The organism is Clostridia bacterium (assembly GCA_017394805.1).
Classification (GTDB): Bacteria; Bacillota; Clostridia; order Christensenellales; family CAG-1252; genus RUG14300.
In genome coordinates this window covers 24,095-49,416 of sequence record JAFPXC010000019.1, presented here as the reverse complement: position 1 = coordinate 49,416, position 25,322 = coordinate 24,095, and the positions used below count along the sequence as shown (strand labels likewise).

22 protein-coding genes are annotated in these 25,322 nt (G+C 56.2%); 15 read left to right on the top strand and 7 right to left on the bottom strand.

The window, feature by feature from the left end; translation table 11 throughout:
- Positions 1–62: 62 nt before the first annotated feature.
- From feoB to II896_04945, 3 genes are read right to left on the bottom strand one after another with little or no spacing between them, the layout of a single operon-like run.
- Positions 63–2,795: a ferrous iron transport protein B gene (gene feoB / locus II896_04955; protein MBQ4443991.1), complete on the bottom strand. Its 2,733-nt coding sequence runs from the start codon at positions 2,793–2,795 to the stop codon at positions 63–65.
- Positions 2,792–3,025: a ferrous iron transport protein A gene (locus II896_04950; GenBank protein ID MBQ4443990.1), complete on the bottom strand. Its 234-nt coding sequence runs from the start codon at positions 3,023–3,025 to the stop codon at positions 2,792–2,794. Before II896_04950 ends, feoB begins: the two co-directional genes overlap by 4 nt.
- 15 nt (positions 3,026–3,040) lie before the next feature.
- Positions 3,041–3,253: a ferrous iron transport protein A gene (locus II896_04945; GenBank protein MBQ4443989.1), complete on the bottom strand. Its 213-nt coding sequence runs from the start codon at positions 3,251–3,253 to the stop codon at positions 3,041–3,043.
- Positions 3,254–3,617: 364 nt separating this feature from the next.
- On the opposite strand from II896_04945, the gene trxA reads away from it, so the two are divergent.
- From trxA to II896_04900, 9 genes are all read left to right on the top strand, one after another.
- Positions 3,618–3,923, top strand: a complete 306-nt coding sequence (trxA, locus tag II896_04940; GenBank protein ID MBQ4443988.1) for a thioredoxin — start codon at positions 3,618–3,620, stop codon at positions 3,921–3,923.
- Positions 3,924–3,982: 59 nt separating this feature from the next.
- Positions 3,983–5,248 carry a tRNA lysidine(34) synthetase TilS gene (tilS, locus tag II896_04935; GenBank protein MBQ4443987.1) on the top strand — a complete coding sequence of 422 codons (1,266 nt, stop codon included), beginning with the start codon at positions 3,983–3,985 and terminating at the stop codon, positions 5,246–5,248.
- Positions 5,249–5,250: 2 nt separating this feature from the next.
- Complete coding sequence (gene hpt, locus II896_04930; protein ID MBQ4443986.1) at positions 5,251–5,796, top strand: hypoxanthine phosphoribosyltransferase; 546 nt, start codon at positions 5,251–5,253, stop codon at positions 5,794–5,796.
- Complete coding sequence (locus II896_04925) at positions 5,796–7,016, top strand: CCA tRNA nucleotidyltransferase (protein MBQ4443985.1); 1,221 nt, start codon at positions 5,796–5,798, stop codon at positions 7,014–7,016. The genes hpt and II896_04925 overlap by 1 nt, the downstream gene beginning before the upstream one ends.
- The gene (gene rmuC / locus II896_04920) at positions 7,007–8,413 is read left to right on the top strand and encodes a DNA recombination protein RmuC (protein MBQ4443984.1); all 1,407 of its coding nucleotides are present in this window, start codon (positions 7,007–7,009) and stop codon (positions 8,411–8,413) included. The genes II896_04925 and rmuC overlap by 10 nt, the downstream gene beginning before the upstream one ends.
- Positions 8,413–9,225, top strand: coding sequence for a PHP domain-containing protein (locus tag II896_04915; GenBank protein ID MBQ4443983.1), 813 nt, complete (start codon positions 8,413–8,415; stop codon positions 9,223–9,225). Before rmuC ends, II896_04915 begins: the two co-directional genes overlap by 1 nt.
- Before the next feature lie 122 nt (positions 9,226–9,347).
- Positions 9,348–10,751, top strand: coding sequence for a HAMP domain-containing histidine kinase (locus tag II896_04910; GenBank protein MBQ4443982.1), 1,404 nt, complete (start codon positions 9,348–9,350; stop codon positions 10,749–10,751).
- A complete protein-coding gene (locus II896_04905; GenBank protein MBQ4443981.1) occupies positions 10,748–11,431 on the top strand; it encodes a response regulator transcription factor in 684 nt (227 codons plus the stop codon). Before II896_04910 ends, II896_04905 begins: the two co-directional genes overlap by 4 nt.
- Before the next feature lie 10 nt (positions 11,432–11,441).
- Positions 11,442–12,158, top strand: coding sequence for an MgtC/SapB family protein (locus II896_04900; GenBank protein ID MBQ4443980.1), 717 nt, complete (start codon positions 11,442–11,444; stop codon positions 12,156–12,158).
- A 164-nt stretch (positions 12,159–12,322) separates the two neighbouring features.
- Here II896_04900 and II896_04895 read toward each other — a convergent pair whose 3' ends face one another.
- Entirely contained in the window at positions 12,323–13,171 is an 849-nt protein-coding gene (locus tag II896_04895) for a hypothetical protein (GenBank protein ID MBQ4443979.1), read from the bottom strand.
- Between the two features lie 261 nt (positions 13,172–13,432).
- Here II896_04895 and II896_04890 point away from each other — a divergent pair, with 261 nt between their 5' ends.
- Positions 13,433–14,866: a hypothetical protein gene (locus II896_04890; GenBank protein ID MBQ4443978.1), complete on the top strand. Its 1,434-nt coding sequence runs from the start codon at positions 13,433–13,435 to the stop codon at positions 14,864–14,866.
- A gap of 275 nt (positions 14,867–15,141) precedes the next feature.
- Here II896_04890 and thrS read toward each other — a convergent pair whose 3' ends face one another.
- A complete protein-coding gene (gene thrS / locus II896_04885; protein MBQ4443977.1) occupies positions 15,142–16,941 on the bottom strand; it encodes a threonine--tRNA ligase in 1,800 nt (599 codons plus the stop codon).
- Between the two features lie 215 nt (positions 16,942–17,156).
- Between thrS and II896_04880 the strand changes: the two genes are divergently transcribed.
- Together II896_04880 and fba are read left to right on the top strand one after the other, a co-directional pair.
- Entirely contained in the window at positions 17,157–17,582 is a 426-nt protein-coding gene (locus II896_04880; protein MBQ4443976.1) for a GatB/YqeY domain-containing protein, read from the top strand.
- Between the two features lie 45 nt (positions 17,583–17,627).
- Positions 17,628–18,590 carry a class II fructose-1,6-bisphosphate aldolase gene (fba, locus tag II896_04875; protein MBQ4443975.1) on the top strand — a complete coding sequence of 321 codons (963 nt, stop codon included), beginning with the start codon at positions 17,628–17,630 and terminating at the stop codon, positions 18,588–18,590.
- Positions 18,591–18,730: 140 nt separating this feature from the next.
- Here the strand turns inward: fba and II896_04870 are convergent, their stop codons facing one another.
- A complete protein-coding gene (locus II896_04870) occupies positions 18,731–19,042 on the bottom strand; it encodes a hypothetical protein (GenBank protein ID MBQ4443974.1) in 312 nt (103 codons plus the stop codon).
- 358 nt (positions 19,043–19,400) lie between these two features.
- Here II896_04870 and II896_04865 point away from each other — a divergent pair, with 358 nt between their 5' ends.
- Positions 19,401–20,261 (top strand): alpha/beta hydrolase, encoded by an 861-nt coding sequence (locus tag II896_04865; protein MBQ4443973.1) that lies wholly within the window; start codon positions 19,401–19,403, stop codon positions 20,259–20,261.
- Positions 20,262–20,417: 156 nt separating this feature from the next.
- Entirely contained in the window at positions 20,418–20,777 is a 360-nt protein-coding gene (locus II896_04860) for a hypothetical protein (GenBank protein ID MBQ4443972.1), read from the top strand.
- A gap of 240 nt (positions 20,778–21,017) precedes the next feature.
- Here the strand turns inward: II896_04860 and II896_04855 are convergent, their stop codons facing one another.
- Positions 21,018–22,058 carry a low specificity L-threonine aldolase gene (locus tag II896_04855; GenBank protein ID MBQ4443971.1) on the bottom strand — a complete coding sequence of 347 codons (1,041 nt, stop codon included), beginning with the start codon at positions 22,056–22,058 and terminating at the stop codon, positions 21,018–21,020.
- 226 nt (positions 22,059–22,284) lie between these two features.
- Between II896_04855 and II896_04850 the strand changes: the two genes are divergently transcribed.
- A complete protein-coding gene (locus II896_04850; protein ID MBQ4443970.1) occupies positions 22,285–25,317 on the top strand; it encodes a hypothetical protein in 3,033 nt (1,010 codons plus the stop codon).
- Positions 25,318–25,322 lie beyond the last annotated feature (5 nt).

Sequence of the window (25,322 nt, the reverse complement as noted above, 5' to 3'; positions counted from 1 at the left end):
GCTGGGGCGCACCCCCCCACGCGACTTTTTATAACCAATACCTTTTCGGAGAACGATTTGCGTCAATCGCAACAACTCTTTTTCTTTTTGGTCTCTTCTTCCGCCTTCTCCTTGGCCTTGGCGCAACTATCCGCCGAGGGACAGCCTACGCAGCCGATAGGCGTGGCGGGTTTGAGGGCTTTCGCTTTGCGCGAGGGCCATTTGATCTTGCCCTTGTTGGTGAGGACGATCAAGGTAATGGCCGCCGCCCACAGCGCCGCGAAGATGAACACCGTCCACCACCACGTACCGATGAGGTAGACCATCGTGCCCACGACGTAGCTGGTGGCCACCCAGAAGAGCAACGTGCCGCGGAAGGACTTTTTGCTGGGCAACTCGGCCTTGGCCGTAGCCACGGCGGCAAAGCACGGAATGGTGAGCATATTGAAGGCGATAAAGGCGATGAGGGCCGCTTGATTGATGCCCGTAGCCTGTATCATGGCCTGCACGGCGGCGATACCGCCGTCCGCCTCCACGTCGATGGCCGCGCCCGCTACGCAGGCCGCCAACGTACCGAAGGTGGCGATGACGTTCTCCTTGGCGATGAGGCCTGTAACGGCGGCTACCACGAACAACCAACCGAACGCGCCCAACTGACTACCGAAGCCCAAGGGCGTAAACAAGGGTTGCACGAATTGGCCGATGCCCGCCAAAATGGACTCGTTGATCTGCTCGTCGGGCAGGAAGTGCCAACTCCAGGAGAAGTGGCTGATGAGCCAAATGGCGATGGTGGACGCCAAGATGATGGTGAACGCCTTTTTGACGAAGTGTTTGGTCTTGTCCCACAAGTGCGCCATCAGGTTCTTGAACCCGGGGACGTGATAGGCGGGCAATTCCATAATGAAGGGCGGTACTTCGCCTTTCATCGTGGTGCCGCGCATCAAAATGACCGTGACGATGGCCGTCACCATGCCCAGGACGTACATACCATAGGTGATGAGATCGGCGCTGCCGATGCCGAAGAAGACGGCCATGGCGCCCGAGACCGCCGTCAAAATGGGCAGTTTGGCCGAGCAGGAGAAGAAGGGTATGACGCGAATGGTGGCGATACGCTCCTTTTCATCCGCCAGCGTGCGGGTGTTGATCATGGCGGGCACCGAACAGCCGAAGCCCATGATCATAGGCATAAAGGCTCTGCCCGACAGACCGAAGCGGCGGAAGATACGATCCAATATGAACGCGACGCGCGCCATATAGCCGCTGTCTTCCAAGAGAGAGAAGAACAAGAACAGCAATAGAATCTGCGGCAGGAAGGACATCACGGAGAACACGCCCGCCAAGATGCCGTCTACCAAGAGGCCTTGCACCCACTCGGGCGCTTCTTTGAGGCCCTCGGACGCACACGCCGACAGGAAACCCGTAAAGGTATCCATCGTGTTGAAGAGAATGACGCCGGGGCTATAGACGCTTTCCTCGTAGCCGAAGAAGGTGTGCGCGTCCACGCCCGCCGAAAACTCGTCGATAGCGGAGGCGTACGCCACGTTTTCAAACTCACCCTCGTCGGACAAGACCAATTCGGCCTTGTAGCCGTCCGAGGTGTAGACTTGCTCTATTTTGACGCCGTTTTGGTCGTACAAGTCGAGGAGATTGCCCTCTTCGTCCGATAGCACGGTCAACTCGGCGCCGTCTTTGTCGTAGAACGACTTGATGGCGTTGCCTTTCTTGTCGTACGCGTAGGGTACGAGTTCCAGCGCGGTCAGTTCGCCGTCCTCGACCACGGCGACCACTTCGTTGCCGTCCGCGTCGAAGTACACCTCGCCGTCAACGGGCGCTTCTACCTCTACGCCCAACTCGTTGTAGGCGACGGGCGCTTCGGGCTCGAACGCCGAAGAGTGGCTGAGGTACAGGAAATCCTCGGAGAACGTGAGGTGGAAAATGAGGAACAAAATGACCAAAAAGATAGGAATACCCCATATACGGTGGGTAAGAACTCGGTCAATCTTGTCCGAACGGGACAAAGCGTCCTTTTGCTTGTTTTTGTTCTTGGTAAGGGCGACGGAATAGTTGTCGGAAATGTATTTGTAGCGGCTGTCCGCGACCAACGCCTCGAAGTCGTCGCCGAACGTGTCGTCCGAAAACGTCTTTTTGAACTCCTCGACCATCGTGGCCGACGTGGGGTGCATACCCACTTCCAATTCGTCCATTTCCACCAGCTTGACGGCGTGGAACAAGGCGTTGTCCACCCCTTGCCCTTCCAACGCGATCTTGCAGTCGCGAATGAGGTGATAGAGTTTGCCGCCCGTCAAAACGGTGGTGCCTTTGCGCTCCTTTTGCGATTCGGCGTACGCCACTTCCATCAATTCGTCGATGCCCGTTTCTTTGAGCGCGGAGATCTCCACGACGGGCAGACCGATATTCTTGGACAATTTGGCGGCGTCGATCTTGTCGCCCGCCTTCTCCACCACGTCTATCATGTTGAGCGCGATGACCACGGGCACGTCTATCTCCATCAGTTGGGTGGTGAGGTAGAGGTTGCGCTCGATGTTGGTGGCGTCCACGATGTTGATGACGCAGTCGGGCTTTTCGTCCAAAATGTAATTACGAGAGATGACCTCTTCGGGCGTATAGGGCGACAGCGAATAGATGCCCGGCAAGTCCACGATGGTGACCGGCTCGGCGCATTTTTTGTAGACGCCCTCGCGCTTGTCCACGGTGACGCCTGGCCAGTTGCCTACGTGGGCGGTCGACCCCGTCAACGCGTTGAACAACGTGGTCTTGCCACAGTTGGGGTTGCCTGCCAATGCAAACGATTTCATTCTTTCACCTCCATCGTCACGTTATCGGCTTCGCTCTTACGCAGGGTAAGGGAATAGCCGCGAATGGTAACCTCGATGGGATCGCCCAACGGGGCGACCTTGACCAAGGTGACGTCGGCACCGGGCGTGACGCCCATGTCGAACAAGCGGCGGCGCACGCGGCCTTCACCCGACACGCGCTTGATCACGCCGCTTTCGCCGATTGCAAACTCATTAAGTTTCTTTTCCATATATACTCCTTTCCCTCACGCGACCAAAATCTTGGTGGACAACGTCCGATCCAGCGCCAAGCGGCCGTCTTTGACCAAGCAAATGACCGTGCCGCCGCTATTGGAGAGCACTTCCACGGTGCTATCCACCGTAAGACCTAAGTTGTTGAGGTGTTTTTTCGTTTTTTCGTCCGTCAATATCTTGACGACGCGCAACGCTTTGCCGATAGGGGCTACGACGATGGGCATTCTATTCTCCTTTGGCCTTTTCGCCACAACTTATGCGAAAAAGCGAAACTTTATTCACATTTTCATTATAATCACGACCTTTTGCCTTGTCAACGGTTTTATGACATTTTATTCAACTTTTTTGCGCGGGCGAAAACGGCGGACAAATCGAACGCGAAAAGAGGGTCTGCGCCCCCCTCGGGCGAGGGGAAAGCGGGCGTTTAGCCAAAACGCGGCTTATGCGAAAGTCGGCGCGGCGTATGCGCCGAAGGATACGCGGCATACTGAGGATAATAGCGCTCAATGCAAAGGTAATACTTGCATTACACGGCATAATGTTGTATAATTCTATCATATCGTGGGGCGAACGCCCAAAGGAGAAATTATGATTCACGTTACCCGTAATAATTGGCAAAGCGAAGTGCTGGACGCAAAGGTCCCCGTCGTGGTGGACTTTTTTGCGACCTGGTGTGGACCGTGCAAAATGCTCACCCCCATTTTGGAGAGTTTGTCGGCGGAGTACGACCGCTTCAAAATCGTCAAATGCGACGTGGACGAGGCGCCCGATTTGGCTGACCTCAACAAAATCCGCGTCGTACCCACCCTCGTCTGCTTCAAAGAGGGCGCGGCCGTCAAAAAGCACGAGGGCTTGCTGTCCAAGGACGCGTTTTTGGCGGAATTCGGGCTGTAGTCGCGCGTGAGCGCGTAAGCGTAACCTATTTGGCGGGCGCGAGGGCGCACGCGCGAGCGATGGACTTTGCCGAAGAGAAAGTGAGCGAATACGGCGTCATCGGCGCCGCGGTGTCGGGCGGCATGGACTCCATGTGTATGCTGCACTACCTGACGCATTTGGGCGCTACGGTCGTGGCGCTCACGGTGGAGCACGGCATTCGCGGCGAAGACTCCCAGGGGGACGTGCGTTTGGTGGAGGACTACTGCCGCACGCTGGGCGTGCGCTGCGTCACGCGCAAGGTGGACGTTCCCGCCTACGCAGCAGAACACCGCATGGGCACGGAAGAAGCGGCCCGCGTGTTGCGGCACGCCTTTTTTGCCGAAATGCGCAGAGAGGGCGTCGTGGACGCCATAGCCACCGCCCATCATATAGACGACCAAGCCGAGAGCACCGTCCTCAACGTTTTGCGCGGCACGGGGCTTCGGGGGCTGGCGGCACAAGGCAATAGGGAAGGCTACCTGCGCCCCTTCGCCGACCGTACGCGGTCACAAATAGCCGCATACGCTACCCGCTTTTCGGTGCCATACCGCGAGGACGCCACCAATCTGGACGCCTCGTACAATCGCAATTTTCTGCGGCTCGAAATCCTGCCGAAGATCGAAACGAGATTTCCCGCCTATCGCAAAAGTTTGCGGCGGCTCAACCAAGTCGCCGAGGAGCAAATCGACCTTTTGAACGCGCTGGCCATTCGGCCCGCCGTAGAGAAAGACGTCGTATATTTGCCCCTGACTGCCCTCGGTCAGCACGTCGCGCTGGCCAAGTGGAGCGTGGCCGAAGCGTTGCGCCGTTTCGACTACGGCATAGATATGGAACAAAAGCATTACGAGGCCGTTTTGGGGCTGTCAACCGCCAAAAACAACGGCTCGGTCGATTTGCCGCACGGGGTAAAAGCGGCCAAAGAGAACGACCGCGTGGCCTTTTGGCGGCAAGAGGCCGCTCCCGACGTGCGCTACCCCTTCGGGGAAGGTCGCTTCGCCTTCGGCGCCAAGACCTACCGCGTGCGCCCCTACCGCGAGGGCGACCGCTTGCGCTTCGACTTGGACAAAATCCCCCAAGGCGCCGAGATTCGCCTGCGGCGAGCGGGCGACGTCATCGACAAGTTCGGTGGCGGCTCGAAGTCCTTGGGCGACTACTATACGGACAAAAAAGTGCCCCTGCGGATTCGGGATTCGCACCCCGTGGTGGCCAAAAACGATACGATATACGTTTGTGCGGCGGATATCGCCCGCACCGTGGCGGTGGACGACGCCACCCAACGCATTTTTACCATAGAGGAGGACTGACTATGAAATTACATCAAGACGTGCGTGAAGTGCTGTACACCGAAGCGCAACTGCAACAGCGCGTGGCCGAATTGGGCGCGGCGATCACCCGCGACTACGAGGGCGAAGAAGTGCTGATGGTATGCACTTTGAGGGGCGCGAGCATTTTCTACTGCGACCTCATTCGCCATATCGACCTCGACATCAAGTTGGACTTCATCGCCACCTCGAGCTACGGCCTCGACACCAAGTCCTCGGGCGAAGTGCGCCTGACCAAAGACCTCTCCACCCCCATCGCGGGCAAGCACGTCATCATCGTGGAAGACATCATCGACTCGGGGCTGACGCTCAAATACCTCAAAAAATTGTTCGAAGCGCGAAACCCCAAGTCCGTGAAGATATGTTCGCTGTTGGATAAGCCCGAAGGCAGACAGACCGAGCTCAAAGGCGATTATATCGGGTTTGAAATTCCCAACGCCTTCGTGGTAGGCTACGGGCTCGACTACGCCGAGCGCTACCGCAACCTGCCCGACGTGTGCGTGCTGGATCCCCGCATCTACGCCAAATAATGATCGTTCCCGTGCCCCCCTACGTCCAAGCGCTGGCGCGACGGTTGCCCGCGCCTTTGTTTTTGGTGGGGGGATACGTGCGCAACGTCCTATTGTGGGGTGCGCCCGTGGGCACGGACGTGGACGTGTGCGGGCCTATGACGGTGGACGAAGTGGCCGCCGCCCTCGACGGGGTGGCCGAGGTGATACCCGTCAACCCGAGGGTGGGCACCGTGCTCGTCCGCTACGAGGGCGCAGACCTCGAATACACCACGTTTCGCCGCGACAGCTACCCCATAGGCGGCGTACATACGCCCGACAAAGTGGTCTTCGTGTCCACCGTGGACGAGGACGCCTTGCGGCGCGACTTCCGCGTGAACGCCTTGTACGCAAACGCCCTCACGGGCGAAGTGATAGACGTTACGGGCGGGCTGACAGACCTCGAAAACCGCGTGATAAACACCACCAGAGAAGCCGCCGAAGTCTTCGCCGAGGACGGATTGCGTATCCTACGTATGGTACGTTTTTGTGCCGAATTGGGTTTTGCGCCCCATCGAGACGCCCTCGCGGTGGCGCGAGCGATGCGCAATCAACTCGACGACATTACGCCCGAACGCAAACGCGAAGAATTGGACAAAATACTGCTCGCCGACGTCAAATACGGCGTGTCGGACGCGCCGCAAAAGGGCGCGGACCTTCTCGGGGCGCTGGGCGTATGGCCTCACCTCTTTGGACAAGACGCCGACAGGATACGCCTCGGGAGCTATCCGCCCGTCCTCGCCGTGCGCTTGGCGGCCCTTTGTCGGCAATTCGGGGGAGAGGACTCCGTCACCTTCGCCCAAACCGCGTTGGGCAAACTGCGCTACCCCAACCGCACGATGGACGAAACGTGCCGCCTTTTGCAAGGGGAAGCGGTGCCGCAAACGGAAAGCGAATGGCGGCTGTGGGCGGCCGAATACGAACGGAATGCGGACGAGATCTGCGCCTTGTGGCAAGACGAAGCACTGCGCGACAAAGCCCTGCGAACGCGTGAGGCCTTGCGCGTAGCGCAAGTACCGCGCACGCACAAGGATCTGCCCCTATCGCCCGCCGAAATAGAAGCGTTGGGCGTGCCCAAACGGGAGTTGGGACGCGTGATGAAACGAACGGTGGACTACTGCGTGGTCAATTTGCTGTGCCCGTCCGCCGAAGAATGTGTGCAAATCGTAAGAAAAATCAAGGGGGAAAACAAATGGAATTAGCCACGTTAATCACGTCCGCTGTGGCCATCGTCCTGTCGATAGCGGTGCTGGCGCTGTGCGCCGCAACGCTGTCACGGCTGAAAAAGACGAGCGCCAAGGACGACCGAACGCAAACGGAAGAGGCGATAAAAGCCGCCGTAAAAGAGCAGACGGACGCCATCAACCAAAACACGGCGCTACTCCTCTCGGGCTATAGCGCCACCGTCAACGGACACATGGAATCCTACGCCGCCCGCCTCAACCAGACGAGCGAGCAAACGCAGAAAGCGCTGGACGACGTTTTGGCCAAGGTGCAGAAGACCTTGCACGAACAGCGCACGGAGATGGACCTCAAATTGGAAAATATCCGCGCCTCTCTCGAAACCTCGCAACGCCAAAGCCTCGAATCCACCCAAAAACGCTTGGGCGAAGTGCGCGAAGAGGTGGCGAAACAACTGACGACATTGCGCGAAGAGAACAATCGGCAACTCGACCGTATGCGCAAAGTGGTGGACGACGAATTGCAGGAGAATCTGCAGACCAAACTGAATCAATCCTTCCAAATCATCAGCGAAAACCTCGCCAAGGTATACAAGAGTATGGGCGAGATGCAGGCGATGACCACGGACATGAACGACTTGAAGCGCGTGCTGTCGGGCGTAAAGACGCGCGGCGTATGGGGCGAAGCGTCGCTATCCAACCTGCTGGCGGATATTCTCGCGCCCGAACAATACACGCAAAACTTCCGCGCCGCCCCGCGTACCGACCGCAGCGTGGTGGAGTTCGCCGTGCGCCTGCCCGGCAAGAACGACGGCGAAAACGTGTACCTGCCCATCGACAGCAAGTTTCCCCGCGAGGACTACGAACGACTGGTCAACTGCGCCGACACGGGGGACAAAGAGGGCGTGGAAGCGGCCGCGAAGGCGCTCGAGATCCGCATTAAAGGCGAGGCGAAAGATATCTGCGACAAGTACATAAAGCCGCCCCGCACGACCGACTTCGCCATACTGTACGTACCAATCGAAGGCTTGTACGCCGAGGTCATTCGCCGCGACGGCCTGACCGAAACCTTGCGCAATCAGTACAAAGTGCTGGTGGCGGGGCCCACCACCTTGGCGGCTCTGCTCAACAGCCTGCAAATGGGCTTCACCACCCTGGCCGTAGAGAAGCGCAGCAAGGAGATATGGAGTCTTTTGGCCGTTGTCAACCAGCAATTCAAGCAATTCGAGAAGAAATTGGACGCGGCCGAGCGGCAGTTGGGCACGGCGGCGAAAACCCTGCACGAAACAGGCGAACGCACGCGCACCATCAGCCAAAAACTGTCCGCCGTGAAACAACTCGACGACTATATGGTCGCGGCAGACCAAACGGACGAGCCACCGCTTCTCGCGGACGACGACGATACGGAGGGAGAATAATGAACGTACCTTGCGATATACATATCCACACCACCTTTTCGGACGGGCACAACACGCCTACCGAGGTGGTGGAAAAGGCCAAAGCGGCGGGCCTCACGGTGATGGCCGTCACCGACCACGACACGGTAGCGGGCGTGGAAGAGGGCGTAAAAAGTGCCCAAAAGGCGGGCATTATCTGCCTCGCCGGCATAGAATTCAGCACCTATCTCAAAGAGGAAGTGCACGTTTTGGGGTATAACGTACCCTACCAAGATATGCAATTTTTGGACGAAGTGGCCAAATTGCAGAACCTAAGGAGAAAGCGCGTTCTGCGCGTGGTGGAGAAACTGCGCCACCACGGCGTGAAGATAGAAGTAGGGGACGAATTGGACAGCCCGTCGGCGGGGCGTTCGCACGTGGCGGAGCTGTTGGTCAAGCAGGGATTCGTGCGGTCCAAGGCCGAGGCCTTCGACAAATATATCGGCAAAGGCGCGCCCTGCTACGTGGACGGTATGCGCGTCAGTCCCGCGGACGCCGTGGCTTTGGTGACCGAAAGCGGGGGCGTGGCCGTGCTGGCGCACCCCTTCCGTATGCTGCAAGCCAAACAACTGCCCGCCATCGTGGAAGACCTCGTCAAAGTGGGACTGAAAGGCGTCGAAGTCTACTACCCCAACTACGGCGCGGAAGTGCGCGGCAACCTCAAAGCCGTCGCCAAACGCTTCGGCCTCGTCTGCACGGGCGGCAGCGACTACCATTGCGCGGAATACAGCACGCCCATCGGCGGCGCGGGCGCCTATCTCGACGACAAAGCCCAAAAACTCCTATTGAAATAAACCGTATCGCTTGCCAAAGGCAAAAAGACCACCCGACCGAATGTATCGCGTTTGCCAAAAGGCAAATATTTTTACTTTTCCCTCTTGAAAAGTACAAATTTGTGGTGTAAAATATATATACTATGCTAAAGCGCAAATTGTTGGTCATCAACTTGGTATTCGTGTTCGTCATGCTGGCGATTGCCTTCGCCGGCGTGTTTCTGCTGATGCGTTCGGTGGATATGACCAACCGTTCCACGGTCAACGCGGCCGACATGCGCACGACCGTGCAAGCGATGGCGGCGACCAGCAAGGAAGAGGTCTTCGAGATAGTGGAGAATCCGTCCGCAAACCCGCAGAACTTCGGCTTTCCCGCAGGGTACGAGTTGTTGCTCGTAGACAAATTCGGCAGGCCCATCGGCAACACGGGGCTAGGCGACGACGTCGTGCACGCGATACGGCGACTGAACCTGAACAACCCCGACGATACCACCTGCACCGTCTACAACGGCGTGGTCATCGTGTCGAGACAACTCAACGATACCACCCTGCACGCCGTCGACGACAGCAAATCCCGCCTGCACGTCCTGCGGCGCAATATCGTCATCTATATGGCGGTGCTGTTGGTGGCGCTGTTGACCATCTTCGTAGGCAGTCTGGTCGTAGAGATACAAGTGATCTTCCCGCGCTTGCGCAAGTTGAAAGAGGCGATGGACCAGGTGTACAACGGCAACTACGAGCAGACCTTGCGCGTGCCGCCCGCCAAACAACGGGACGAAATCACCACCTTGCTGGTGGACTTCGATATGCTGCGGCGCAAGTTGCGCGACGCCACTTTGGCCAAAGAAGCGGCGGACAGGGAGCGCGGCATCGTCGTGTCGGGGATAAGCCACGACCTACGCACCCCGTTGACCGTCATCAAAACGCACGCCAAGGGCCTTTTGGACGGCGTGGCCAAGCGCGTGGGCAAGGAGCAGGATTATATCTCCACCATCTACTCGACGGCGTTGGATATGGAAAATCTCGTCGCCAAATTGGCCGACTTCACCAAAGTGGAGACGCACGAGATCACCTACAGCTTCGTGGTGCGGGATATATGCGAATTGATACAGACCTTCGTCGAAAAGCATTATATCGCGTACTCGGTGCGCGGGCTCAATCTCAAGTGTAAGTTGCCCCGCAACAAAAAACTGTGGGTGAGCATAGACAAAGACCAATTCAACCGCGTGTGGCAGAACCTCTGCGACAACAGTTTGAAATACAAGGAGAAAGAGACGGCCAACGTGTTGATCACGGCCGAACTCGTGGACGACAACGTGGTGGTACGCGTGGCGGACGACGGCCCGGGCATAGCCGAATACGAGGTGGACTATATCTTCGAGAGCTATTACCGCGGCGACGCCAGCCGCACCAACCCCACCGACGGCAGCGGACTTGGGCTGGCCATCGTCAAAAACTGCGTGACCGCACACAACGGGCAAATACAGGCCTACAACGATAACGGCCTGACCATAGAAATCATATTACCTTATAGGAGGAAAAAATGAAACGAATCCTATTGATCGAGGACGAAAAGGGCATAGCCGGCATCGAGCGCGACTATTTGGAGTTGGAAGGCTTCGAGGTGGTCATCGAATACAACGGCAAAAGCGGACTGCAACGCGCGGAGAGCGAAAGCTTCGACCTCATCGTGCTGGACCTGATGCTGCCCGACATAGACGGCTACGAGATCTGCCGCCGTCTGCGCAAGACCAAGGATATCCCCATCCTGATGGTGACGGCGCGTATCGAAAAAATCGACAAACTGCGCGGCCTCGGCCTCGGCGCGGACGACTATATTACCAAGCCGTTCGACCCCGCGGAGTTGGTGGCGCGCATCAAGATGCACTTGTCGCGCTACGAGCGCATCAAAGGCAACAACACCGAAAACGGCGTGGATATCGTCTACCGCGACCTGCGCATTCAGCCGTTGTCGCGCCGCGTGTTCTTCAAGGGAGAAGAGGTCACGCTGACCGCCAAAGAGTTCGACCTTTTGTACTTCTTGGCCTCCAATCCCAACCGCGTGTTCAGCAAGGACAAGATCTTCTCCGAGGTGTGGGGAATGCAACCCTACGGCGATTCGGGCACGGTGGTCGTGCACTTGACACACGTCAGAGAAAAAGTGCCGATGGACTATATTGAGACGGTACGTGGTATAGGTTATCGGTTCACGATGCTCAACGATTAGGGGTAGAGATATGTTGGCAACCATCACTTCCATCGATATATCCGGCTTTTGGGCCGACCATTTGTGGGACTTCATTCTGCGCCTCTTTTGCGCCAGCGTAGCGGGCTTCATCATCGGTTTCGAGCGCAAATCCCGCTCCAAAGAGGCGGGCGTACGCACGCACGCTTTGGTGGCCATCGGCGCGGCGTTGATGATGATTTTGTCCAAATACGCTTTTTCGGATCTGACCGTAGGTGACGCCGGCGCGCGCGGAGCCGACTCGGCGCGCATCGCCGCGCAGGTGGTATCGGGCGTGGGCTTCTTGGGCGCGGGCATCATTATGTACCGCCGCGACAGCCTGCACGGGCTGACTACGGCCGCGGGCATATGGGCGACGGCGGGCCTGGGCATGGCATTCGGCGCGGGAATGTATGTCATCGGCTCGGTGGCTACCGTCCTTCTTTTGGGCATTCAGGTCATTATGCATATGCCCTTCAAGATCTTCCGCACCCGCTTGTTCCTCGTACTGCACGCCACCATACGCTTGGACGACGAGAGCAATATCGCCACCGCGCGCGAGATTTTCCACGTGCAGAAGTTCCTCAAGTTCAAGACCATCAAAAAAGCCGACGCCACCTATGCGGAGCTCGAAATACATACCGAAAAACTGTTTTCGGCCGAGGACTTGTACAAGATAACGCAAGAATACCCATTCATCCTCACCGTAGAGCAAGTCGAAGAGATCTAAACCGCGAGACCATTCGGTCGCCGCAAATCAAACGAAAATCGCCTTTCGCAATCCGCGAAGGCGATTTTTTTGCGCCGTTCTTATGCCGACGAACGCATAGGCCTCTTTCGACCGCTACGGCTTACCGTGCGCCGCAAGTCCATTGCCTTGCCCGCGGGGCAACCTCACAGGTTGACGTACACCAACCAATAGCCCTCGTTGTCGTCCCCCTCGTCGGCGGAGAGCCATTCCGCCTCGGGAGAGAAGGGGCGGTTGCGCTGTCCCTTGACGCCGTAGACGAGATGGGTGGGCAGGGGCGTGCTGTCGTACAACATCCCCAACAGGTAGGCGCTACCGTCCTCGGCGCGCACCTCGACGAAGCGACTGTCCTCGATGCGTGCCACGAGGGGCGCATAGGGCGGGTATTCGTCCATCATCGCCGTCAACCGCTCGACGTCCTCGGCAAATACGGGCAAAGACGGCTCAATAAAGGTCGTATCCTCGGTCGATTGGGCGAGAGCAACGGAAGAGGAAGCGGGCTGGTCGGCAGGTGCGGGCGACTCGGAAGCGGCGGGCGGCTCGACGACGTCTTGCGATTGCGGCTCGTCCGTTGCCAACGCCACCACACCCAAGTCGGTCAGATCGAGCAGCTCGACGGCTTGTTCTTCGGCGACCGCCATGGGGGAGTCCCCCTCGTCTTCGACGGGAGCGGGCGACGCTCCGTAGGCGCAAATCCCCTCGGCCACGTAATCCCGCCATTTGCCGTCCGCCGTGCCCCACGCCAAAGTTCGCCCTTCTGGCGAAAGATAGGCGCACCACAAGGTTTCGGGCGCAAGCGGGGGCAAGAGAAGCGCGCCCCGCGGGGCGGTGACGACCGTGCCGAAACGGTCGTCGCCGTCGCCCAACAACAGGGTGCCGCCCGTGGGCAGGCCGCGCAGGTCGTACGCCGCCTGCACGTCGATATGCGGTTGGATTTTACATTTGAGAAGGGCGTTGCCTTCCCCTTTCATCAACATCAATTTGCAATAGAGCATAGTCACCTCTTTATGGTTTTTTCCACCCCTTGCATATAGGCCATCAACGCCAAATAGGCGTTGACGCGCGGCTTGGGCGGGGTTTTAGGTGGCGTTTGCGCGATTTCGGGCGCGTCTATCCCGCGTCGATAGGGCCCGAACTTGCGGATATCGTACGCCTTGGTCAACTTTTTTGCCTCAAATGATTGCAATATACCATACTTTGTTATATAATTATGCTCTAAGAGTATCTATTATGCGCTACTGCGCTGAGGAGAGAACATGAAAAAGAAAGTTGTTATCATCATTGCCGTTATGCTGGTCGCCATCCTCGCGTTGGCGGGTTGCGAAAGCTACAAGAACGCCACCTTCGATCGCGGCGACACGTCCGCAGTCGTAGAGTCCAACGGCGGCTCGGTCGTCAAACAAGGCGACTACGTCTATTTCATCAACGGTTACGCCGACTACCAATCCAAAGCTCAGGACAACTGGTTCGGCAACGTGGTCAAGGGCGCCATCATGCGCATCAAGATCGCCGATATGGGCGATATGAGCAAGGCCGAGACCATCGTGCCCAAGTCCGTGGTGTCTTCTGCAGCCAACACCGGTTTCAGCATCTACGGCAACTACATCTACTACGTCAGCCCCTCGGTCAAAGAGGACCGCTCGGGCAAGGTGCAAACGGACGATCTGCAATTCCTGCGCACCGACCTCAATGGCCAAAACACCCAAGTGATTTTGGAAATCGAGGGCGGCAAGGCCACCCAATACAAATACACGTCCAAGGGCTTGGTCTACGTCAAGGATAGCAAGTTGTACTTCAAATCCACCGACGCCAAGAGTTTCAAGAAGAACAAGGACGGTCAACAAATCGCCGAAGACGTGACGGTGTTTATGCCCGTGTCCAAGACCTACAAGGGCGAGATCTCCGCGGACGAAGCCGTCTTCTACACCAAGTCGAGCGAGGGCACCTACGATTACACGCAGACCTTGTACGCCTATCTGCCCGGCGGCGAGCCCAAAGAGCTCATCAAGAAGGACACGTTCACCGTAGGCGTGGACGCCGCCTCCGCCTACAAGAAGCAATACAGCTTCGGTATGTTGAGCGCGGTCACCGAGGCGAACGGCGACGTGACCTTGGTCTATACCAAGAGCTACTACGCGGGTACGTCCAGCTCGGGCACCACCGCGGGTACCTTTATGTACCGCTTCGACAAGACCTTTGCGTTCGATCCCGCCAAAGAGTTGCAGATCTCCCAAGACGCGTTGAGCAAGGTGACTGCCATCGGCTTCGAGGAGGGCGTGCTGAGCACCTCTTCCACGATGACGAGATATCGCTACGACGCGGCCGCCGGCAAGGCCGCTTTGCCCGAAGTGTTCGAGGACGACAACGGCTCCATCTCTTCTTCGGCCTCCATCGTGGCCGTGGAAGGCGGTTACGTCTACTACGTGTTGAGCAACCAACTGTACAGCTACAAGCTGGACCAATCCTCGTATATCAACGTTTTGGGTGCTTCGGCGACCATCTCGTCCGACTTCATCGCGCCCGAGATCATCACCATCGACGGCAAGGTCAACGCCTTCTACTTCGACAAGGACAGCAACTATCTCTACCGCTTCGCCTTCGACGGCGCCAAGGATAACGGCGGCGTAGAGGCCACCTTGTTCGGCGTGAAGAAAGCCGCCGACCAAAAGGCCGACGAGAAAGCGGCGTAAGCAAATACGACACGAACGAAAAGGACTGCCTTCGCAGTCCTTTTTTTTGCTTGGATACGCACCGCCGCGCGGCGTTTTGCGCGCTTCTTCTTCCAACGGCGCTATCCGCCCCGCGCGACCTGCCGCGCGATACAAGCAAAAATCGTATTTACACAACATTTGACGCATATCCTACCCCACGTGGCGTGGGTTTTCGATACAAAAAAGGGTTTCCGCCGTATGCGGAAACCCCGTTGTTCCTTGTTTCGATTGAGCGCAAATCGCTCGTCGAACGGTTAGAATTGCTCTTTCTTGTTGACCACGTCGGAGAGCAGCACGACGAACTCGGCAAGGGGCATGGAGCCGTAGTCCTTGCCCGAACGATGGCGAATGGACACGGTCTTGTTTTCCACGTCCTTGTCGCCCAAGATGACCATGAAGGGCACTTTCTCCATCTGCGCGGCGCGGATCTTGTACTTCAGCGTATTGCTGCTGTCGTCCAACTGCACGCGGAAGCCAGCCTCGTCCAACGCCTCGTAAATCTCTTTGCCGTAGGCGGCGGCGCGGTCGGTGATGGTGAGGACGCGCACTTGCTCGGGCGAGAGCCAGGTGGGCAAAGCGCCCGCGTAGCGCTCGATGAGGTAGGCCAAGGTGCGCTCGTAGCAACCCAGGCTGGTGCGGTGAATGATATAGGGCAACTTCTTCTGCCCGTCTTGGTCGGTGTAGTACATACCGAACTTCTCGGCCAACAGCATATCGATCTGGATGGTGACGATGGTGTCCTCTTTGCCGAACACGTTTTTGTATTGCACGTCCAACTTGGGCCCGTAGAAGGCGGCTTCGTCGATGCCGATGGTGTACTCCACGCCGAGGTCGTCCAAAATCTGCGCCATGGTGCGTTGTGCCACGTCCCATTGCTCGGGCGTGCCCTCGTACTTCTTGGTATTGTTGGGATCCCATTGCGAGAAGCGGAAGGTGCAGTTCTCCAAAAGGCCGACCGTGCCCAAGAAATACTTGGACAGGCTCAAACAATCGCGGAACACCTCTTCGAGTTGGTCGGGGCGCAGAACGATATGGCCCTCGGAAATGGTGAATTGGCGCACGCGGATAAGACCGTGCATCTCACCCGAATCCTCGTTGCGGAACAGAGTAGAGGTCTCACCCAACCGCATGGGCAGATCGCGGTAACTGTGCGAATCGGCCAAATAGACCTGGTATTGGAAGGGGCAGGTCATGGGGCGCAACGCCAAGCACTCTTTGGTCTCGTCGTCCGCGTCGCCCAAGATGAACATACCGTCGCGGTAGTGGTCCCAATGGCCCGAAATGCGATAGAGGTCGCGCTTGGCCATAAAGGGCGTCTTGGTGAGGAGATAGCCGTGCTTTTGCTCGACGTCCTCCACCCAGCGCTGCAACAACTGAATGACGCGCGCGCCTTTGGGCATCAAGATAGGCAGGCCCTGACCGATGACGTCCACCGTGGTGAAATACTCCAACTCGCGCCCCAACTTGTTGTGGTCGCGGCGCTCGATCTCCTCTTGCTGTTTGAGGTACTCCGCCAACTCCTCTTGCGAGCGGAACGCCACGCCGTTGATGCGGGTGAGCATCTTGTTGGCCTTGTCGTTCTTCCAATACGCGCCCGATTGTTGGGTGAGTTTGAACGCTTTGAGGGCCTTGGTGTAGGTGAGGTGGGGCCCGGTGCACATATCAATGTATTCGCCTTGCTGATAGAAGCTGATGACCGCGTCTTCGGGCAGATCGCCGATATGTTCCACCTTATACTTCTCCCGGCGCTCTTCCATCAACTTGATGGCTTCGGCGCGGGGCAGGATAAAGGCCTTGATGGGCAGGTTCTCTTTGACGATCTTTTGCATTTCCTTCTCGATAACGGTCAAGTCCTCGTCGGTCAATTTGACGTCGCCCAAGTCCACGTCGTAGAAAAAGCCCTTCTCGGTGGCGGGGCCATAGCCGAAATCGGCCTGGGGATAGAGACGCTTGATGGCTTGCGCCATCACGTGCGCCGCCGTGTGACGAATGACCTGCAACTCTTGCTCTTGGGGACATTCGGCGACCGTACCGTCTTTGTAGATAATCTTCATATACACACCTCTTCGTCTACGCGCGGACACGCCGCGCGAATATTTTGCATAATTACATATATAGTGTAAAACCTATTGCGCCTATTTGTCAACAAAGCAAAGCAAAAAGTATTTATTTGTTGCGTATCGCAAAAGATAGTGATATAATGAGAGCGAACGAAAGCAACATTCGAAGGCATTATTCTCTCCGCGTCGGAGACAAAGGAGCGTCTGGTATGGATTTGATGCAACTGAAAAAAGAAAAAATGCTTGCCATGAAAGACAAGGATAAGAACAAGGTCGCCGCTCTGGAAGCCGTGATCAGCAAGGTGATGCTGGAGACCATCAACCTGCGCGCCAAAGGCAAGGAGCTCGGCGAGGCCGACATCATCGCCGTATGCCAAAAGGTGGACCGCGAGCTCGAAGAGGAAGAGGCCGCCAACCGCGCGGCGGGCAGAACGGAAGCCGCCGAGGATCTCGCCGCACAGCGCAAAGTGGTCGCGGCATATCTCCCCCAAATGATGACGGACGAGGAGATAAAGGCGGTCATTTTGTCTTTGGAAGACCGCTCGGTGCCCAACGTGATGAAGCACTTCAAGGCCGAATACGCGGGACGGGTGGATATGCGCAAGGTGTCGCAAATACTCAAGGAGTTGCAATAGCTGTGCTATTGACATAAAAAAGAAAATATTTTTTGGAGGTTCATTATGCCCTTAGTTACGTCGAAAGAAATGTTTGAAAAGGCCTACAAAGGCGGTTACGCCATCGGCGCGTTCAATGTCAACAACATGGAGATCGTGCAAGGCATCACCGAGGCTTGCAAAGAAGAAAAAGCCCCCGTGATTTTGCAAGTGTCCAAAGGCGCGCGTGCCTACGCCAACCACACCTATTTGGTCAAATTGGTCGAGGCGGCCGTCATCGAGTGCCCCGAGATCCCCATCGTGTTGCACCTTGACCACGGTCCCGACTTCGAGACCTGCAAGTCCTGCATCGACGGCGGCTTTACGTCCGTCATGATCGACGGATCGGCCCTCAGCTTCGAGGAGAACGTCGCCGTTACCCGCAAAGTCGTGCAATACGCGCACGATCACGGCGTGGTGGTCGAGGGCGAATTGGGCACCTTGGCCGGCATCGAGGACGAGGTCAGCCACGCGGTCGGCAGCTACACCCGCCCCGAAGAGGTGGAAGAGTTCGTCTCCCGCACGGGCGTCGATTCGTTGGCCATCGCCATCGGCACTTCGCACGGCGCGTACAAGTTCAAACCCGAGCAATGCACCCTCAACGAGCAGGGCATTCTGGTGCCCCCCGCCTTGCGCTTCGATATCCTCGAAGAGGTCAGCCGCAGATTGCCCGGCTTCCCCATCGTGCTGCACGGCAGTAGCTCCGTACCCCAAGAGTACGTCAAGATGGTCAACGCCCACGGCGGCAAAATGCCCAACGCCATCGGCGTGCCCGAGGATCAACTCCGCCAGGCCAGCCGCTTGTCCGTATGCAAGATCAACATCGACAGCGACCTGCGCCTCGCCATGACCGGAACCATTCGCGCCTTCTTCGACGAGCATCCCGACAAGTTCGACCCCCGCGAGTACCTCAAACCCGCCCGCGCCAACATCAAAGAGTTGGTCCGTCACAAATTGGTCGACGTCCTCGGCTGCGCCGGCAAAGCCTAAACCCAAGCGACAGGGCGCGACGTCCGCCCCCTCGCAACGACAACGACAAAAAAAGCGAACCCCTCTCGGCGTTCGCTTTTTTTGTCGTTGTCTCTGTTCAACCTTGCAATGTAAAATGTTTTCCTCTCTTTTCCCTTCTTTCAAATTGTACTATCATCCATCGCATTGTCATCGAATAACGACATTTGTATGCTCTTATTGTCTTTGATGGAAACAATGATTTTGGCAATGCTTTCATACGCTTTAGCAAAAGAATTCGGGACAAAAATAAGTTTAACACCTTTCTTTTCACATATCTCTTTCTTCTTTCTATCGGATTTCTCTCGTTCGACTATTCCCAAATGCTCTCCGCCGTTTAGTTCAAACGCAATAGCAGGATACTTCTTCGCAAAATCTTGCCTAGCCCAACCATTCGTATAAATCCAGTTGCCGTTCGATTTTATCCGCAACATCTATTTTGCTTTCGTATGTTGCAAAATCAATGACTTTTGCAGATTTAATTCTCTCAAACAGTATCCACGTCTCAAACGTTTTCAACGAATAGTTACTATTGAAAAATGTGACAAATATTTTCTTTTCTTTGCCATTTATATACTTTATGGCAATCCAATATGTCGTATTCCGTTTGATTCAAATACGAGATTTCTATCCACTTGTTCTCTTTTATAGCTTTTGAAAGTGTCTCTCCGATTGTCATAGTCGTCCTTCTTGCTTTATTTATTATAATACCTTTTCTTTCCCTGCCAATTCGACCTCGACTCTTGCGATTTTACATGAACGGTATATAATAGAACTGAGAGGAAAGGACGAATGAAGAAGAAAGGGAAAGTGGCGTGGATCGTGGCGGCGATGGTCGCGGTGATGGCGGGCGTGGGGCTCGGCTGTTATTGCGGCGTGGTGCGCGCGGAAAGCAAGCGGTACAATCTGGTGACGCTGAAGGCAGAGGGACTGCCCGAACGGGTGGCGGCCGCGGAAGAGAGCGACGTGCAGTTGTCCGAGGTGCGTATGCACTACGTGCGCTACGGCGAGGGGACGCAGCCCGTCGTGCTCATTCACGGCAACGCGGGCGACAAGACGGCGCTGGCGGAGTTGGCGGGCTATCTGGCCAACGACTACACGGTGTACTGCATAGAGAGCCGTTGCCACGGGCAGAGCAGCGACCCCGGCGAGATTTCCTACGAATCGATGGCCCGCGACGTAGCCGAATTTATCGACGCGAAGATGCGCGTCAAACCCTTCGTGCTGGGGCACAGCGACGGGGGTATCGTGGCCATCACGCTGGCGGCGAACCACCCCGACAAGGTGGCGGCCATCGTGTCCTGCGGCGCAAACTCGCACCCCAAGCGGTTCAAGTGGTATTTCACATTGGCAATCAAGGTGATGAACCTATTCAAAAAGGACAAGTTGAACGACCTGATGCTCACCTTGCCCGACTTTACGCCCGAGTACCTGGCGCGCATCCATACGCCCGCCTACGTGGTGGCGGGGGAATACGACATCATGCCCCTCGCGGACACCGCGTATATCCACGAGCATATCGCAGAGAGCAAAATAGCCATCGTCAAAGGGGCGAATCACAGCAGTTACGTATCCAAACAAAACGGGGGCAAAATATACCAAATCGCCAAACCGTTCTTCGACGAGCAGGCGCAATGCGTGCCGTTGGGATAAACCGCGGCGCACTCCCGCCGCTTGCCCGAAAAAAGACGGCGTCGCCGAACAAATTGTTATTTCCATAAAAAACTCAAAAAACTGCGAAAAACCGTTGACAAACCGAAAATACTTATGTATACTGTGAGTATAACAGCGAGAAAGGAGTGTTTATTTATGGATTACGACAAAATTATCGTTGAGTTACTTAGCCGCATCGAAGTATTGGAAGAAAAAGTCGCCGACCTGGAAGCGAGCGCCGCACCAAACGCGCCTACGGCAACAACGAAAGAGAAAAAGTCTACAACCGACCGCATCAGATCCTACTTGTCGATGCAATTCGAAATAGCCAAAACCGAGGGGAAGACGTATATCGATATCGTCGCCAACGACGTGCAAAAAGCGTTGCTTTTGCAAAATCGCGCTCGCAGCGTATGCAACGCGATGTATCAAATGATGCGCGAGGGGGACGAGATACTGCGCACTACGCCCAGCGGTTTTTCAACGACGGTTACCGTCAGATACTATTTGGCATAAAGCCTTCCATAGCCCGCATTGGAAAATCGATTATGACGGACGAAGAGCGTAGACGCGTGAAATTCGCGCGAAAAGCGTTTAGGAACAGCAAAAGCAAAGGACGATTACGTCTTTTCGGCGCGGTGGTAGTGCTTTGGTTATTGCTGTCCGACCTGCAGAGAAAAATCAAATAGCGACAAAAAAGGCGGCGCGCGATATACTGCGCGCCGTTTTTGCGTTTTGCAAGCGCATTTTCGCTCGTTAGGACTGCAATTCGTCCAAAGCGGCGGCGAGCGCGGCGAGGTCGTCGTCGGTAGTCGACCAACTCGTGGCGAAGCGCACGACGGTATGCGTCGAATCGTAAGGCTCCCAATAGGAGAAACCCACGCTTCGGCGCAATCGCGCCATTTGGTCGTTCGAGAGAATAACGAATTGCTGATTGGTGGGGGAATCGAGGAAAAACGAGAATCCGCGCGCGGCAAAGATGCCTTTCATCTTCTCCGCGCAGTCGATGGCGTGGCGGCCGATACGGAAGTAGAGGTCGTCCGTGAACAGCGCGTCGAACTGCACGCCCAAGAGGCGACCTTTGGCCAACAGCGCACCTCGACGCTTGACCGAGGTGAGGAAGTGCGCGGGGCGATTCCCTCGCGTGAACACGACGGCTTCGCCGCACAACGCGCCCGCTTTGGTGCCCCCGATATAGAAGACGTCCGCGAGGTCGGCGACGTCCGCCAAGGTGACGTCGGTCGTGCGGCTTTCGAGCGCATAGGCAAGCCGCGCCCCGTCCAAAAAGAGGGGGATATCGTACCTGCGGCATACGGCCGCAATGGCCGCAAGCTCGGCCTTGGTGTACAAAGTGCCATACTCCGTGGGGTGGGAAATATATACCATGCCGGGGAAAACCATGTGTTCGTGGCTTTCGTCCGCATAAAAGGTTTCCATATACCGCACGAGGTCGGCGGCGACGATTTTGCCTTCCTTTTGGGGGAGGGGCAACACCTTGTGCCCCGTGTACTCCACGGCGCCCGCCTCGTGCGCGTTGATATGTCCCGTGGCGGCGGCAACGACGCCCTCGTGATCGCGGAGCATCGTGGCTATCACCACCGCGTTGGTCTGCGTACCGCCCGCCAAAAGTTCCACGTCCACGTCCTCGCGCCCGATGGCGCGGCGTATCTTGGCCTTGGCGCTGTCGCAATACGCGTCCTGCCCATAGCCGACCAACGGCTCGAGGTTGGTCTCCGCCAACCGCTTCAACACTTCGGGATGCGCCCCCGTGGTATAATCGCTTTCAAACGTAATCATATCCTACCTCTTTTTCGTCTTTCGGACGGACTCTATCTCCATTGTACCATACTTTCGCCGCTTGAGGAAACAAAAAAACGCCATCGGGAAATATTCGGCCGCAACGTTTGCCGTGCCGCGCGGGCAGGGCGTGGATTTCTTCATTTTGTATCTTTACAATAATAGAAAAGTATGGTAGAGTAATAATAAGAATTTCATCACAAAAGAAAAGGACGGAACACTATCTATGACCACGCTTCTCAACACCGCGTTTGAACAAGCAGGACAATCCATTCGTGACATATCTACGAACTTAGATTCCACGCCGCACGACTTGCCCGCGGGCATTTCGGGCTGGGGCGTTTTGGGAATGACGATCCTCGCGCTGTTCATCGTTGCCGCGCTTTTCGTGGGCTCAATGGCACTGTATTTCTATTGCCGCAGGCGATTCTCCCACCGCAGATGGCTGATAGAAATCGGGTTTATCGGTTGCGCCATCGCGATTTGCGCCGCACTGAACGTGTTTCTATACTGCTATGCAGGCGCACACGATATTTCATACGCAAAAGCTATTGCCTTTACTTTCCACGGACTGTTCAACGGAATGGGACACCTTACGTTCAACGGTGCGGACGCGACCGCCGAAGGGTTGTCTCACGGCTTTATCTGCGTTTATTATGGCAGCGCCCTCTATGCGGCATTGATGTTCTTCGGCATATTATCGTCTTCGGCCAACTATGAATTTTATTCTTACCTCATGCTTCGCTTCCGCAAAGAAAACGGCAAGAATATCTACGTTTTCACCGCACTGAACAACGAAACGCTGCTATTGGCGAAAGACATCGTCAAGTATAACGGAGGCGAGGACGAGGAAGAGGACGCAAAACAAGACGCGAAAGAGAAGAACGACGAAAAGAAAAAGGAGAAAGCGAACAAGACCAAGTGCGTCGTCGTGTTCGCTATACCCACGCCGAAACCGTTTGACCGCCGCGACGAGCTCTGCCGCGAGGTGATGGCCAACGGCTTCTTGTACGTCTCCTATTCGGCCGAGACCAGCAAACGCCGTCTGTTCATCACGCGCCTTTTCACGAAGCAAAAGAAAAAAACGGTGTCCATTGCGGATATCATGTGCCTTAACAATCATAATTACCTTTCGTGCGACAACGAGTTTTGCGTGTTTGCGTTCGATTCGGACGATTATCTGCCCAACGAGGAGCGGAATATGGCGATGGTCTTCGCGGATATCGACTGCCGCATCCAAGCGGACAAAAACGACGGAATGCGCATTTCCTACTATATCCTCACCAATCGCCAGATCAACTACGCCGCATACGACTACAAACTGCGCGAATTGAGGGTGGACTATTATAAAAAACTGCAAAAATTGCACGCGAACGAGCGTTCGGGCGAAAGTGAAGAAGTGGAATCCTACCTGCTGTCGGTATCGCCGAGCGCCAAAAATTTTCTCAAGAACGCCACCCCCCCGTTCAAGAAAGCGGCCGATTTCTTCTCGGCCGAGGTTGAGGACGTCAAGCGGTTTATGCTGGCGCAAAAAGAAGAACAGGAGCAATTAAAAAACGGCGTGGACAAGGCCAAATGGAAGATGGTCGATAAAGTCGCCAAAGTCGTGACCGAGGCCTTTGCGCGGAGATTCATCGTGTCGGTGTGGAACGAGCCGGACGTCATCGCAAAAGCGATCGTAGAAAAGTCCACGCATTTATTGAAGACCATTTTCGCACGCCCCGACCGCGACGTCACCGTGATGAGCCTGGGCTTCGGCGGCACGGGCCTTGCCGCAACGATGGCTATGTATTCGCACGCGGCCTATGTGGACGAGCGGTTCGAGGCCAATCGCTATACGGCGCATATCTACGATTTGGACGCCGATAGGATCGGCAAATGCGTCGCGAACGAACGCCCCTATTGCCTGGTGTCTTTCGTGGGAGAGAACGGATCGTCTACGCCGTATCGCGGCAGGAAGAACACAAATTTGCACGACCAAATCAGCCAGTTGCAGACGGAATTCGTCAAGGGAGAGAAAGCCAACGGGAAAACGCCCGTCCCGTCCTCGGTGCGTCACGAAGACTTGGCAAAAGAGATGAAATATCCCATATTGAATTTCCACGCCGAAAACTGCCAAGACCTCGACTTCTTGCGCGCTTTTGACGACGAGGGCGGCGCCACGCGTCCCGACTTCGTCTTCGTGGCGACGGGCGACGACTACGCCAACGTGCGTATGGCCAACGCCATTACCCAAAAAATCGTCAACACGTCTCTTCTGCAACCGCAACGCCCCATGGACGTGTTCGTCGTCATTTGGGACAACACCAACAACGACCTTTTGTCTTCGGGCGGCGGGAAATGGATCGACAAATACACCGTGTCTATCGAGGACGCCAAGCGGAACGCGGGCGAGATCTTGCGACTGCATATCATCGGCAACAACGACCGTCTGTATTCCGCCAAAAATACGATCGTCTTCAGCGAGCCCATCGCCTTCCACAACCAATACGAGGAAATAGCCGATTACGACCAAAAGGACGACTTTGCGGATTGGTGCATACGCGCGAACATAGCGGACGCCGACGGCACGGCCGTGCGAACGCAAAAAGATCGAAACGGCCTGCCCAAAACAGAAAAGGATACGGCGCAACGCAAGATCGATTCGTTCAATACGCACTTCTATCACACCATAGCGCGGGCTCGGACGGAAGAAAAGAACGACGCGGGCGTTTATGTGACCGCCATGACGGCGGAGGCCGCGGCTATGGACGACGCAAGCGCCCGTAACGCCACGCTCCGAAAGACGGCGATGCCCGCGGATATCGCCGCCACCACCGAGGAATCGACGGCGAGAATGTTGTTGTGGATATCCAAATACACCGCCCGCGTCAACGCCTTGCCCGGATACGTCGACAATCTGGACCAACGACTCAAGTATCTCGTGCTTGATCTGTGGCGAAAAGAATCCAACGCCATGGTCGCTTTGAATTGCGACTTGTACCACTATCTGCTGGCCGATTGCTTCCGCTTGAACGATGAAGCCTTGCCCGACGGCGAAAAACTCGCGCGATACGCGCAGCTTGCGTCGCTCGAGCATCAACGCTGGACTCGATTCCATATCGCCAACGGGTGGGTATACAGCGGACAAAAAGAGAAGTTCGAATTGGTCTACCAGCACGGCTGCATCCTGCCCTACGCCTACGTAAAGGAAGATACCGTCCTTTACGACCTGTCCAACGTTTTGATGGCGTGGAAATACGGCAAACCGACCGAATAACGGAT

What these genes read in the sequence shown, in the direction of transcription:
- feoB (MBQ4443991.1), bottom strand. Translation starts at nt 2,795, where the DNA reads ATGAAATCGTTTGCATTGGCAGGCAACCCCAACTGTGGCAAGACCACG.
- II896_04950 (MBQ4443990.1), bottom strand. Translation starts at nt 3,025, where the DNA reads ATGGAAAAGAAACTTAATGAGTTTGCAATCGGCGAAAGCGGCGTGATC.
- II896_04945 (MBQ4443989.1), bottom strand. Translation starts at nt 3,253, where the DNA reads ATGCCCATCGTCGTAGCCCCTATCGGCAAAGCGTTGCGCGTCGTCAAG.
- trxA (MBQ4443988.1), top strand. Translation starts at nt 3,618, where the DNA reads ATGATTCACGTTACCCGTAATAATTGGCAAAGCGAAGTGCTGGACGCA.
- tilS (MBQ4443987.1), top strand. Translation starts at nt 3,983, where the DNA reads ATGGACTTTGCCGAAGAGAAAGTGAGCGAATACGGCGTCATCGGCGCC.
- hpt (MBQ4443986.1), top strand. Translation starts at nt 5,251, where the DNA reads ATGAAATTACATCAAGACGTGCGTGAAGTGCTGTACACCGAAGCGCAA.
- II896_04925 (MBQ4443985.1), top strand. Translation starts at nt 5,796, where the DNA reads ATGATCGTTCCCGTGCCCCCCTACGTCCAAGCGCTGGCGCGACGGTTG.
- rmuC (MBQ4443984.1), top strand. Translation starts at nt 7,007, where the DNA reads ATGGAATTAGCCACGTTAATCACGTCCGCTGTGGCCATCGTCCTGTCG.
- II896_04915 (MBQ4443983.1), top strand. Translation starts at nt 8,413, where the DNA reads ATGAACGTACCTTGCGATATACATATCCACACCACCTTTTCGGACGGG.
- II896_04910 (MBQ4443982.1), top strand. Translation starts at nt 9,348, where the DNA reads ATGCTAAAGCGCAAATTGTTGGTCATCAACTTGGTATTCGTGTTCGTC.
- II896_04905 (MBQ4443981.1), top strand. Translation starts at nt 10,748, where the DNA reads ATGAAACGAATCCTATTGATCGAGGACGAAAAGGGCATAGCCGGCATC.
- II896_04900 (MBQ4443980.1), top strand. Translation starts at nt 11,442, where the DNA reads ATGTTGGCAACCATCACTTCCATCGATATATCCGGCTTTTGGGCCGAC.
- II896_04895 (MBQ4443979.1), bottom strand. Translation starts at nt 13,171, where the DNA reads ATGCTCTATTGCAAATTGATGTTGATGAAAGGGGAAGGCAACGCCCTT.
- II896_04890 (MBQ4443978.1), top strand. Translation starts at nt 13,433, where the DNA reads ATGAAAAAGAAAGTTGTTATCATCATTGCCGTTATGCTGGTCGCCATC.
- thrS (MBQ4443977.1), bottom strand. Translation starts at nt 16,941, where the DNA reads ATGAAGATTATCTACAAAGACGGTACGGTCGCCGAATGTCCCCAAGAG.
- II896_04880 (MBQ4443976.1), top strand. Translation starts at nt 17,157, where the DNA reads ATGGATTTGATGCAACTGAAAAAAGAAAAAATGCTTGCCATGAAAGAC.
- fba (MBQ4443975.1), top strand. Translation starts at nt 17,628, where the DNA reads ATGCCCTTAGTTACGTCGAAAGAAATGTTTGAAAAGGCCTACAAAGGC.
- II896_04870 (MBQ4443974.1), bottom strand. Translation starts at nt 19,042, where the DNA reads ATGTTGCGGATAAAATCGAACGGCAACTGGATTTATACGAATGGTTGG.
- II896_04865 (MBQ4443973.1), top strand. Translation starts at nt 19,401, where the DNA reads ATGAAGAAGAAAGGGAAAGTGGCGTGGATCGTGGCGGCGATGGTCGCG.
- II896_04860 (MBQ4443972.1), top strand. Translation starts at nt 20,418, where the DNA reads ATGGATTACGACAAAATTATCGTTGAGTTACTTAGCCGCATCGAAGTA.
- II896_04855 (MBQ4443971.1), bottom strand. Translation starts at nt 22,058, where the DNA reads ATGATTACGTTTGAAAGCGATTATACCACGGGGGCGCATCCCGAAGTG.
- II896_04850 (MBQ4443970.1), top strand. Translation starts at nt 22,285, where the DNA reads ATGACCACGCTTCTCAACACCGCGTTTGAACAAGCAGGACAATCCATT.